Consider the following 11297-nt stretch of genomic DNA (forward strand, 5'->3'; position numbering starts at 1 on the left):
AGATGTAAAGCCTGTAAAAGATCGGGAGCTCGCCGCGCTGCAGGCAAGAATAGCCGAATTTAACAAAATGCTGACAGATGACGAAAAATTAAATAACGGGCAATTGGCGCAAACATTTGCTTCCATGTCTCCGCAAAACGCCGCCCAGGTGCTGCTCGAGATGTTCGACAAGGACCCGAACAAGACGGCGGCCATCCTGACGGCTATGGAGAGCGGTCCCAGGTCGCAAATCATCTCCGCGATTGCGGATACGTCAAGCGCGGCCGCGGCGAAATTAACGGAACTGATTGCGCAATAACGCCTGATTCCATGAAAGGAGGTGAAAAAATGGCCCAAACGGTACTGTTTACACCGGTTATGCAAACGTCCGGGACCGGCGCCAAGACGGCGGCGTCAGCGTCCGGCGCCATGCGGGTAGGAACAGGCGAAAACGGAAAGTCTGCCTTTTCGCAATTGTTGGCGAACGCTGCGGACAACGGGCAGGAGGACAATGGAATTGCCGACGATTTGCTTGCGGCATTGCTGCTCGCCGGTATCGATCCGCAAGCGATTGCGCAGCTGTTTGCCGCAAGCAACAATGAACAATTCAAGCAATTGGCGGCGGACATGTTGCAACAGCTGTCGCCGCAGTTTGCCAACAATCCGGCGCTTTTGGCCGCGGGAAATGAGCTGTTGCTGAACGGGCCGCAATCGCCGCTGCCATTGGCAAACCGGCCCGCGGCACTCGCGAATCAGACCGCGGAATCGGTTGCCGCAACAGATGCGGCAGCAAAGAGCGGATTTCGGCAAGTGGCGATCGATCTCATCTTGAATCTCTTACGGTTCGCAACGCAAGCGCAGCCCCAAACCTCGGCCGGAGCATTGCCGCAAACGCCGGTAACCCAGCCTTTGCCGGATGCCGCACAGCAGTTGTTCGGACAATTGTCTCTTGCAATATCGGGAATGGCGTTGCCGAAACGAAAGCTTTTATCGTTGCTCCCGGCAGAACTGAATCGGCTGGCAGACGAGCTTTCGCAAATGCTCCAATCCGCCGCGGGACAGGCGGCGGGCGTTTTGGATAAGGCGATGGCGAATCCGTCGCTTTCAAAACCATTGCAACAGTTATCGGCGCAAGTTCTGGCTGCCTTGCAAACATATGCTGCAAGCGCCAAACAACCGGTTGCCCAAATCGTTCATGCGGCCAAACCGCAATCCGATCAACCAGAGGCCGGTACGGCAAACGGAAGCCAAGCGGCAATGTTGCCGCCAAGCGGTCCGCTCATTCTCACGAACCATTTATCCGCGCCGCCAAATTTTGCGAATTCGACAAATGGAACGTTGAATATGAACAACTTTTCGCAGGAATTTACACAGTTCGTGTTGAAGTCTATGGAGATTAAACAATTTCCTGATTTTTCACAAGCGAAATTGTCTTTAATTCCCGAACATCTGGGCAAAATCGATGTCCAAATGACGATGCAAAACGGCCAACTGGTCGCGCAGTTTATTGCCGAGCATGCGCATGCCAAAGAAATGCTGGAAAATCAGCTTCCGCAGCTTAGGCTTTCGTTGCAGTCGCAAGGTGTGCAAGTGGACAGACTGGAGGTTTTGCAAACTTCCGCGTCCGCATCGCAGCTTTTTTACGAGCAAAGCCGCCAGGGGTTTTCTCATCAGCAGCATGATCGGCAGCGCAAGAAGATGGTGAACGGCCTAGTCGCCGCGGTTGAAGCCGCATATCCGGCGTGGGAAGAGCCCGATACCGCTGCGGCATACGCGTACGGGAGTTCATTCAACGCAACCGCATAACCGCATGCAATCACAAATATGCCTGTACACGAAAAGGAGGTGCGTGAATTGGCGGGTGAGGCCGTTTTTCCGCAAGTTTCCTGGCCCTATTACGACAAGCGGAATGTGGATCGCGAAGCCGGAAACAGCAAAAATCTGGGCAAAGACGAGTTCATGAAAATTTTAATTGCCCAACTGTCCAATCAGGACCCCATGCAGCCGCTGCAGGATCAGGACTTTATCGCACAGATGGCGCAATTCACCACGCTTGAACAAACGATGAATATGGCGTCGGAAATTCGCCTGTTGCGGCAGTCGTTGGGGTGGAGCGCCAGCCTGCTCGGCAAAACAGTCACGTGGCAAGACTTGACGGCGGCGGATGAAACCGCGCAGATGAAATCTGGCGTTGTCAGCGCCATTGTGATCAAAGACGGCGTTCAGCATGCGCAGGTTGGTGAGGAGGAAATACCTCTTGATCAAATTGTGTCCATCACGGATACGGAGGGGTCGCAATGAATGAACGAATGCATGTCGGGCAGCTGTATCCCGGCAATGTGCCTCCCGTAGCGCCGACGCAAAAAAAACCGGTTTCGCCTGCGGCAGCAGGGGGGATTGGACAAAAATCGTTCCGCGAGTTGTTTGCGAGCGAGCTTGTCCGTTTGAGCCAGCATGCCGAGTCAAGACTGATACAGCGGGGGATTCGCTTTACGCCCGAGCAGATGACAAAAATTGAAGCGGCGATCGACAAGGCGGCTGCGAAAGGGGCCAAAGACTCGTTAATCGTGATGCAGGATTTGGCTTTGATCGTCAGCGTGAAAAACCGAACGATCGTGACGGCTGTAGACTCCGCGTCGGTGAAAGACAATGTGTTTACCAATATCGACAGCGCGGTGATCGTAAGCTGAAGCATATACTGGGCTGGCCCGTCAAGGAAGCCCACGGCCGCTGACCGACAGAGGCGGCCGATCGACTACCCGCCGAAAAATCAGCGTGATTTTTGCGGCGACCCATCATCAGTTTCCAGGAGGGAACGGGCAAATGTTAAGATCACTTTACTCAGGAATTTCCGGAATGCGCGGTTTTCAAACCAAATTGGATGTAATCGGCAATAACATTGCCAACGTAAATACGATCGGATTTAAAGCCGGCCGAACGATGTTCAAAGATATTTTAAGCCAGACGATTTCCGGCATCACGGCCCCAACGGACGGCCTGGGCGGCGTAAACGCCAAGCAGATCGGGTTGGGTGTGGCGATCGGCGCGATTGACACGCTTCATACTCCGGGAAGCGCGATGACAACGAATAATGTGACCGATCTGCGCATCGATGGCGACGGTTTTTTCGCCGTCAAGGCAAGTGAAGATCAGGAAGTTCCGTATTTGACAAGGGCCGGCAATTTCACGCTTGACGCCGAACGCAAGCTGGTGACCTCGGACGGGATGCTGGTCGTTGACACCGGCGGCACGCCGATTCAAATCGGCGACGATGTCACCGCCTTTTCCATCTCGCAAACCGGCGAGATTATTTCCGTACTGGCTGACGGCACGGCAGAACCGACAGGGATCAACATCGGATTGGTGAAGGTGACGAACCCGAACGGCCTGGAAAAAATCGGCGGCAATTTGTACCAAATAACGCCCAATGCCAATTTGGACGGAGAATTTGAATATGTTGCCGGCAATGACGCCGAGGCCGGCACGGGCGCGATCATCTCCGGGCAGTTGGAGATGAGCAATGTGGATTTGGCGACAGAGTTTACGGAGATGATTGTGGCGCAACGCGGATTTCAGGCTAACTCGCGGATCATTACCACATCCGACGAAATTTTGCAGGAACTTGTTAATCTGAAACGATAATTTCGCGTAGCGTTCGCAGGCCAAGGCGGGCCGCTTGAAGCCAAGACGCCCGCCTGACCGGCGGACATGCCGCTTGAGGCGGCCAAGTTTCAGATTTTTAGGAGGCTCGCGATGATTGCCTTGACACGGTTAAACGGCACGCAGGTGACCGTAAATGCGTTATTGATCGAAACCATCGAAGCCACACCCGATACCATCATCACGCTGACGACCGGAAAGAAACTGGTCGTTCGCGAACAGGTAACCGAAGTTGTCGAACTGGTGAAAGTGTACATGCGCAATATCGGGTCCGTTCGCCTAGCGATCAAGACTGAAAATTCGGAGGGATCATAGTGTTTAAGAAACTGCTGCCGGTTATGATCATTGTCTTGATAGCCATTACATTAATTATTTCTGCAGCGGCTATTTTGTGGAATTACCTTGACAAACAGTCGCAGGCACAAGATCCCGCCAATCAAGCGATCCAATCGGTAGATAAAGTTGCTCCGAAAAAAAAATCGGCGCAAGAAATTCATGATTTAACCGCCAATATCGACGACATGATTACGAATTTGGCGAATGGCCAAATCATCAAAATCAGCTTTGCGTTTGAATTGGAAAACGATCAGGCAAAGGAAGAGTTTGATTTGTTGAACACGCAAATCAAAAGCGCAATCATTGTCACATTGGTGGATATGAATCCGGATGATATCCAAGGCAGCAAAGGCCTTGACGCCTTGTCCACGATTTTAATGAATAAAGTGAACAATTTGTTGACGAAAGGCAAAGTCATTCATGTCAACGTCACCAATTTTGTGCTGACCTGAATGTTGCCGTAGGCTGCATGGATTACTCTAATTTGCGGGGGTGACGAACATTGGTCGACGTATTATCGCAAAACGAGATTGACGCGTTGCTGGCCGCGCTGTCATCCGGGGAAATGGATGCCGAGGAACTGAAAAAAGAAGAGACGCAGAAAAAAATCCGCACCTATGATTTCAAGCGGGCCGTACGCTTTTCCAAAGATCATATTCGCAGTTTGACGCGCATCCATGAAAACTTTGCGAGATATTTGACTACATATTTTTCCGCACAATTGCGGACTTTCGTGCAAATCAACGTGGTAAGCGTAGACCAGTTGCCCTACGATGAATTCATTCGCTCCGTTCCGAAAATGACGATCTTGAACGTTTTTGAAGCGGAGCCGCTGGAAGGCAGAATGGTGCTCGAAGTCCATCCCAATGTCGCTTTTGCCATGCTGGACCGGCTGTTGGGGGGGCAGGGCGCAACGCCCGCAAAAATCAACGCGTTGACCGAGATTGAAACGGTTGTGATGGAACGCATTTTCAGCCGCACTTTTGAAAGTCTGCAAGAAGCCTGGAAGTCGGTTTTGGACTTTACGCCGCGAATGGAAGCGTTGGAGACGAATCCGCAATTTTTGCAACTCGTATCGCCCAATGAAACGATAGCGTTAATCTCTTTAAGCACGAAAATCGGCGAAACGACCGGCATGATTAACCTGTGCATCCCGCACGTCGTATTGGAACCGATTATGCCGAAGTTGTCTGTCCATCACTGGTTTGTCTCGCAAAAGAAAACAAGATCGTCCGGCGAAGTCGAAGCGATTCAGGAACGGGTAACCCATACCAAACTTCCGATTGTTGCGGAACTTGGCTCGTCGCAAATCAGCATTCGGGAGTTTATCAATCTGTCGGTAGGAGATGTCATCACGCTAAATAAACCGTTGGGAGAAGGTCTTGATATAAGGGTTGGCGACAAACTGAAATTTTACGCCAATCCCGGCAAGGTGAAAGACAGGCTGGCTATACAGATTTCCGAAGTCATTGACAAAGGGGAAGATGAGTATGAGCGGTAACAAAGATTATTTGTCCCAAGAAGAAATCGATGCTTTGTTGCGGCAAACGATTGAGGATGGCCCCGATGAAACGTTGGCGACTGACAATCTCGATACCAATCAGTATCTTACCACGATGGAACAGGATGCGCTGGGCGAAATCGGCAATATTACGTTTGGCAGCGCCGCGACGGCATTATCCACTTTGCTGGGAAAAAAGGTTGACATTACGACGCCCAAAGTGTCGGTCATCGCCCGTCAGCAGCTGGTGCAGGAATTTCCGCAGCCCCATGTCGCGGTTAGCGTCAATTATGTCGAGGGATTTCAGGGCATCAATTTGCTGGTCATCAAAACGGATGACGCGAAGGTCATCGCGGATTTGATGCTCGGGGGCGACGGCACCAATACGGAGATCGAATTAAACGAGATTCATATAAGCGCCGTACAGGAAGCGATGAATCAGATGATGGGCTCTTCCGCAACTTCGATGTCGACCATTTTCAATCGGTTTGTCAATATTTCTCCTCCCGGCATCGACGTTTTGGATTTTTCCAAGCAAACGGACAATGCGGCGTTTCCGCTGGAAGACGTATTTATTAAAATCTCGTTTCGCCTGACCATAGCCGATTTGATCGACTCCAGTCTCATGCAGCTGCTTCCGATTTCATTTGCGAAAGAGATGGTGTCAACGCTTTTGGGCGAAAGCGCCGCAGCGGAAAACGAAAACGATGATAGCCCGCAGGAAAGAACGCCCGCGGCCGCAGCGCCGCAAACGCCCGTGCAGCCGCCGGTCTACGAAGCGCCTTATCAACCGAACAGCGGCCAGCCGGCAGCGCAAATGCCGCCCATGCAACCGCCAACGCAGCAGCCGCTGCAGCCGCAGTACGGGCAGCCTTATCAACAACAGTATGGAAATTTCGGAATGACCAATCCGGCACGCAATGTGAATGTCCAACCCGCCCAATTTGCAAATTTCGCGCCAAATCAACTAAATTCGCTGGAATCGGCAAATTTGAATTTGCTACTGGATATTCCATTGAAAGTTACAGTAGAATTAGGAAGAACAGAAAAATTGATCAAAGAAATTCTCGAATTATCGCAAGGATCCATTGTTGAACTGGATAAGCTTGCCGGGGAACCTGTCGATATTTTGGTGAACAACCGGTTGATCGCCAAGGGCGAAGTGGTTGTCATCGATGAAAATTTCGGCGTGCGGGTAACCGACATCGTCAGCCAGTTGGACAGAATACAAAAATTACAATAAACGTTTCATTTAGGAGGATCGCATAATGGCAAACAAGATTTTAATTGTCGACGATGCAGCATTTATGAGAATGATGATCAAGGATATTTTAAGCAAAAATGGCTTCGAAGTCGTGGGCGAGGCGAATGACGGTTCCCAGGCGTTGGAGAAATACCGCGAATTAAAGCCCGATTTGGTCACGATGGATATTACCATGCCGGAAATGGACGGGATCACAGCGTTGAAAGAAATCAAAAAAATCGACAGCAACGCGAAAGTGATTATGTGCTCGGCCATGGGGCAACAAGCGATGGTAATCGATGCGATTCAAGCAGGCGCAAAAGATTTTATCGTGAAACCTTTTCAGGCTGACAGGGTAATTGAGGCGATTAAAAAGACGCTGGGCTAACCGCATGCATATGCGTCGACACAAGGAGTGGTAGCCTTGCCCGCTATTCGGAAAATGTTGCCCCGCGTTTCGGTTTGTTTGCCATTTGTCTATTTTGCCGATTTTGCGAGAGCCAATGCCGACGACCCAAATCCCGGCGACCTGCCGGTAACGGGCGGCGGTCCATCCGAAAATATGTTTGCGAGCGCATTTTTGGTTTTGTTTGTGCTTGTCGTCATCATGATCATGATTTTATTGCTTACGCGCTTTCTCGCCAAAAAGAACAGGCAGTTTTTCGCGCATCGCTCGATCCGTTTGGTCGCGGGAATTCCGTTCGGCCAAAACAAGTCGCTGCAAATTGTGGAAATCGGCGGAAAGATCTATATCCTTGGCGTCGGCAACGATATTCGCCTATTGGAAAAAATCGACGATCCGGCTTTAGTGGAACAACTCCTCGGCAAATTGGAAAGCGACTACAACAAAGGGGTGCTGCAAATCCCGATATTGGACGGCACAATCAAATTTCTGCGCCGGAAATTACGAGTGCATCGGCTCCATGAAAAGAATGGGCAAGATCAGACTGCGCAGCAATTTCAGCAAATTCTGTATGAAAAATTGCGGACGGCAACGCTCCGTAATCGCAGTGTGCACGAGCAGGAAATGGATGCAAATCGGGAGGACAGGTCTGATCAAACATGATGCAAAAAAAAACATGCCTTGCAGTTGCGGTTTTCGTTGTCAGCATGCTGCTTTCGTCATCAAGCGCCTATGCCGAGACGCCTGCGATCCCGGGCATACCGCTCCCGATGAATGACAATCCGGCGGATGTAGGCAATACGATTTCCATCATATTGTTGCTGACCATTCTGAGTATCGCTCCGTCCATACTTGTCTTGATGACCAGTTTTACGCGAATTGTCATCGTGCTTGGTTTTGTTAGGACCGCCCTGGGAACGCAGCAAATGCCGCCGAATCAGGTAATAGTGGGTCTTGCTTTATTTTTAACGTTTTTTATCATGGCGCCTACGATCAGCGAAATCAATCAAACCGCGTTGCAGCCTTACTTAAACCATCAGATCACATCGCAAACGGAAGCGCTGCAAAAAGCGTCGCTTCCGCTTAAAAAGTTTATGTACAGGCAAACGCGCGAGAAAGATTTGCTGTTGTTTTTACAATACGCGAAAGCGGAGAAACCGAAAACATATGAGGATATTCCGCTTACGGCGCTGATCCCGGCTTTCGCCATCAGCGAGTTGAAGACGGCGTTTCAAATGGGATTTATGATTTTTATACCTTTTCTCGTTATCGACATGATCGTGTCCAGCGTTTTAATGTCAATGGGGATGATGATGCTTCCGCCGGTCATGATTTCGCTGCCGTTCAAAATTTTGCTGTTTATTTTGGTGGATGGCTGGCACCTTGTCGTCAAATCACTGCTGCTCAGCTTCAATCAATAGGAAAAACGGTTCCGAAGGAGTGACGGTTGAAGAATGAGTGCGGAATTTATCATCCGGTTGGCCAGCGAAGCCGTGTATACCGTTTTGAAAGCTAGCGCGCCGATGCTTGCGATTGCCTTGATTGTAGGACTATTGGTCAGCATATTCCAGGCGACGACGCAAATACAGGAACAGACGCTAGCGTTTGTGCCGAAAATTGTCGCCGTTTTGCTCGCGCTGTTGCTTTTTGGCCGCTGGATTTTGAATACGCTTGTCGATTTTACTTATGATTTGTTGAACAATTTGTACCATTATATCGGATAGGCTGTGGTCGCATGCAACTGATCACCTCGTTCTTGCCGGCTTTTTTGCTTGTTTTTTGTCGAATTACATCATTTTTTGTTGTCGTTCCGGTGTTTTCCATCCGGGGCGTTCCGCTTCCTTTTCGCGTCGGCTTATCGTTTTTTGTCAGCTTGCTCGTTTTTACGGCTATCGGCACGACGGCACCGATGGAATTCGACAGCCTGTTTTTGCTGAACATGGCGCGGGAGATCACAGTCGGGTTGCTGCTTGGATTCACCGCCTATTTGTTTTTCACGCTGGTGCAAATCGCCGGCTCGTTCATGGACATGCAGATCGGGTTTGGCATCGTCAATGTGATTGATCCCGCGACCGGGGCGCAATCTCCGGTTTTTGGCAACTTTGCTTTCATGCTGGCGATGTTGTTTTTTTTATCGATCAACGGCCACCATTACTTGTTGGAAGCGATTATGGACAGCTACAAATGGGTTCCGTTGTCGAACGAAATTTATGCCAACATCCAAAATGGCGCGGTGTCGACTTTTTTGCTGGATTCATTCGCCACCGTGTTTTATTTGGCTTTTCAAATAGCGGCGCCCATTCTTGCGGCAATGTTTTTGGTCGATCTCGCTCTGGGCGTTTTGGCCAAAACGGCTCCGCAATTCAATATATTTGTCGTTGGTTTCCAGGTGAAAATTGCGGTTGGTTTAATCATGGTGATGCTTTTGGTATCGAGTTTCCTGTATGTTTTTCAGCAACTGTTCGCCACGATGTTCGAAGCGCTGATGAATTTGCTCAAAATTTTGCATCTTTAAGCCGCAAACGACGGCCGATTCGACTGGTCGCAAGGAGGTCGCAGCGTGGGACAGTACCGTTACGCGCTTGATCTGCAGCTTTTTGCCGGCGAGAAAACCGAGAAAGCGACGCCGAAGCGAAAACAGGAAGCGCGCAAGAAAGGCCAGGTGGCCAAAAGCCAGGATATTTCCGGCGCTTTCATCCTGTTGTTTTCCTTTCTCTTTTTGCTGGCGTTCGGCGGCCTGTACAAAGGCAAGCTGCTCAATATATACATACAAACTTACCGGGATTATATGCTTGCGGAAGCGACAGTGCCAAATGTGCTGGCGATGTTTTACCAACTTGTCTACCAAAGTTTGCTGGTCGTCGGGCCATTCATGGTAATGGCTGTGGCCACCGCGTTGTTCGCCAATTATTTGCAGGTCGGGTTTCTGCTGACCGGCGAACCGCTCTTGCCCAAATTCGGCAAACTGAACCCGGTGGAAGGCATGAAGCGGATATTTTCGCTGCGTTCGCTCGTTGAATTTCTGAAAACGATGCTGAAGCTTGCCATTATCGGCGTTATCGTCTTTTACACGTTATGGCAGTCGCGGACGCAGGTTTTGGCGTTGGCGCGTTTGCCGCTTGCCGGAGTGTTCAAGTTTACGGCGCAAATGGTCGTATCCCTTGGCGTTAAAATTGCCGCCGTTTTGGTGCTGCTGGCGTTTCTGGACTATTTGTACCAGCGCTATGAACAAAACAAAAGCTTGCGAATGTCCAAGCAGGACATCAAGGATGAACTGAAAACAACGGAAGGGGACCCGCTCATAAAAGGAAAAATCCGCGAAAAGCAAAGGCGCATGGCAATCTCCCGCATGATGCAGGAAGTGCCGAAAGCGGATGTTGTCATTACGAACCCGACGCACTTTGCCGTTGCGCTCCGCTACGATTCCGGGGAAATGGACGCGCCTTGCGTCATTGCCAAAGGGCAAGATTTTGTCGCTTTAAAAATTAAAGAAATTGCCCAAAAGCATGAAGTCGCGATTATGGAAAACAAGCCTTTGGCGCGAGCGCTGTACAGCCAGGTGGAAGTAGGAGAAGCGATCCCCCAGGATTTATTTCAGGCGGTCGCCGAAGTGCTCGCCTTTGTTTACCGCATGAAAAAGCGCAAGATTTAACAAGATTTGACAAGTGACATGAGAACATTACCGCCGAAAGGAGAAATCGCGTTTGAAAGCCAGAGATCTCATCATTCTAATAGGCATAATCGGCATCGTGCTCATGATGGTAGTGCCGGTCAACGTGCATGTTTTGGATTTTCTTTTGACCATCAATATTTCTCTGGCTCTCGTTATCCTGCTTGTGTCGATGAACACAAAGGATGCGCTGCAGTTTTCCGCTTTCCCGTCCATATTGTTGATTACAACGCTATTTCGGCTGGCTTTGAATATTTCCACCACGCGCAACATATTGGCCCAGGGGTATGCGGGCAGAGTCGTGCAAACGTTCGGCTCATTCGTTGCCGGCGGGCAAATCGCCGTCGGTTTTATCGTATTTTTAATCCTTGTCGTCGTCCAATTTATCGTGATCACGAAAGGTTCGGAGCGCGTGGCGGAAGTCGCGGCGCGGTTTACCCTTGATGCGATGCCCGGCAAGCAAATGGCGATTGACGCCGATCTGAACGCCGGATTGATCAACGAA

At 50.3% G+C, this 11297-nt stretch carries 16 protein-coding genes; all 16 read left to right on the top strand.

Annotated elements, in window-relative coordinates:
- A partial coding sequence (locus tag VF260_12625; protein ID HEX7058023.1) for a hypothetical protein occupies positions 1 to 298 on the top strand: 298 nt, incomplete at its 5' end.
- 29 nt (positions 299 to 327) lie between these two features.
- A complete protein-coding gene (locus VF260_12630; protein ID HEX7058024.1) occupies positions 328 to 1785 on the top strand; it encodes a flagellar hook-length control protein FliK in 1458 nt (485 codons plus the stop codon).
- A 48-nt stretch (positions 1786 to 1833) separates the two neighbouring features.
- On the top strand, positions 1834 to 2280 hold the full coding sequence (locus VF260_12635) for a flagellar hook capping FlgD N-terminal domain-containing protein (protein ID HEX7058025.1): 447 nt from the start codon (positions 1834 to 1836) through the stop codon (positions 2278 to 2280).
- Complete coding sequence (locus tag VF260_12640; GenBank protein HEX7058026.1) at positions 2277 to 2669, top strand: TIGR02530 family flagellar biosynthesis protein; 393 nt, start codon at positions 2277 to 2279, stop codon at positions 2667 to 2669. Before VF260_12635 ends, VF260_12640 begins: the two co-directional genes overlap by 4 nt.
- Positions 2670 to 2802: 133 nt before the next feature.
- A complete protein-coding gene (gene flgG / locus VF260_12645) occupies positions 2803 to 3621 on the top strand; it encodes a flagellar basal body rod protein FlgG (GenBank protein HEX7058027.1) in 819 nt (272 codons plus the stop codon).
- Positions 3622 to 3732: 111 nt separating this feature from the next.
- Positions 3733 to 3954 (top strand): flagellar FlbD family protein, encoded by a 222-nt coding sequence (locus VF260_12650; protein ID HEX7058028.1) that lies wholly within the window; start codon positions 3733 to 3735, stop codon positions 3952 to 3954.
- A complete protein-coding gene (locus VF260_12655) occupies positions 3954 to 4427 on the top strand; it encodes a flagellar basal body-associated FliL family protein (protein HEX7058029.1) in 474 nt (157 codons plus the stop codon). The genes VF260_12650 and VF260_12655 overlap by 1 nt, the downstream gene beginning before the upstream one ends.
- Positions 4428 to 4477: 50 nt before the next feature.
- Positions 4478 to 5476, top strand: coding sequence for a flagellar motor switch protein FliM (gene fliM / locus VF260_12660; GenBank protein HEX7058030.1), 999 nt, complete (start codon positions 4478 to 4480; stop codon positions 5474 to 5476).
- Positions 5466 to 6719: a flagellar motor switch phosphatase FliY gene (fliY, locus tag VF260_12665; protein HEX7058031.1), complete on the top strand. Its 1254-nt coding sequence runs from the start codon at positions 5466 to 5468 to the stop codon at positions 6717 to 6719. Before fliM ends, fliY begins: the two co-directional genes overlap by 11 nt.
- 25 nt (positions 6720 to 6744) lie before the next feature.
- Positions 6745 to 7107 (top strand): response regulator, encoded by a 363-nt coding sequence (locus tag VF260_12670; GenBank protein ID HEX7058032.1) that lies wholly within the window; start codon positions 6745 to 6747, stop codon positions 7105 to 7107.
- 36 nt (positions 7108 to 7143) lie between these two features.
- Positions 7144 to 7785 (top strand): flagellar biosynthetic protein FliO, encoded by a 642-nt coding sequence (locus VF260_12675; protein ID HEX7058033.1) that lies wholly within the window; start codon positions 7144 to 7146, stop codon positions 7783 to 7785.
- Positions 7785 to 8543 carry a flagellar type III secretion system pore protein FliP gene (gene fliP / locus VF260_12680; GenBank protein HEX7058034.1) on the top strand — a complete coding sequence of 253 codons (759 nt, stop codon included), beginning with the start codon at positions 7785 to 7787 and terminating at the stop codon, positions 8541 to 8543. Before VF260_12675 ends, fliP begins: the two co-directional genes overlap by 1 nt.
- A 33-nt stretch (positions 8544 to 8576) precedes the next feature.
- Complete coding sequence (fliQ, locus tag VF260_12685; GenBank protein ID HEX7058035.1) at positions 8577 to 8846, top strand: flagellar biosynthesis protein FliQ; 270 nt, start codon at positions 8577 to 8579, stop codon at positions 8844 to 8846.
- An 11-nt stretch (positions 8847 to 8857) separates the two neighbouring features.
- Positions 8858 to 9637 (top strand): flagellar biosynthetic protein FliR, encoded by a 780-nt coding sequence (gene fliR / locus VF260_12690; protein HEX7058036.1) that lies wholly within the window; start codon positions 8858 to 8860, stop codon positions 9635 to 9637.
- A gap of 45 nt (positions 9638 to 9682) precedes the next feature.
- Entirely contained in the window at positions 9683 to 10774 is a 1092-nt protein-coding gene (gene flhB / locus VF260_12695; protein HEX7058037.1) for a flagellar biosynthesis protein FlhB, read from the top strand.
- Between the two features lie 52 nt (positions 10775 to 10826).
- Positions 10827 to 11297, top strand: a 471-nt coding sequence (locus VF260_12700; GenBank protein ID HEX7058038.1) for an FHIPEP family type III secretion protein, incomplete at its 3' end; no start/stop codon positions are given.

This window comes from Bacilli bacterium, assembly GCA_036381315.1.
Lineage (GTDB): Bacteria > Bacillota > Bacilli > Paenibacillales > KCTC-25726 > DASVDB01.

Bases quoted from the DNA above. Each gene is read 5' to 3' on its own strand.
- VF260_12630 (HEX7058024.1), top strand. From the start codon at position 328: ATGGCCCAAACGGTACTGTTTACACCGGTTATGCAAACGTCCGGGACC.
- VF260_12640 (HEX7058026.1), top strand. From the start codon at position 2,277: ATGAATGAACGAATGCATGTCGGGCAGCTGTATCCCGGCAATGTGCCT.
- fliQ (HEX7058035.1), top strand. From the start codon at position 8,577: ATGAGTGCGGAATTTATCATCCGGTTGGCCAGCGAAGCCGTGTATACC.
- flgG (HEX7058027.1), top strand. From the start codon at position 2,803: ATGTTAAGATCACTTTACTCAGGAATTTCCGGAATGCGCGGTTTTCAA.
- fliY (HEX7058031.1), top strand. From the start codon at position 5,466: ATGAGCGGTAACAAAGATTATTTGTCCCAAGAAGAAATCGATGCTTTG.
- fliP (HEX7058034.1), top strand. From the start codon at position 7,785: ATGCAAAAAAAAACATGCCTTGCAGTTGCGGTTTTCGTTGTCAGCATG.
- VF260_12650 (HEX7058028.1), top strand. From the start codon at position 3,733: ATGATTGCCTTGACACGGTTAAACGGCACGCAGGTGACCGTAAATGCG.
- VF260_12670 (HEX7058032.1), top strand. From the start codon at position 6,745: ATGGCAAACAAGATTTTAATTGTCGACGATGCAGCATTTATGAGAATG.
- fliR (HEX7058036.1), top strand. From the start codon at position 8,858: ATGCAACTGATCACCTCGTTCTTGCCGGCTTTTTTGCTTGTTTTTTGT.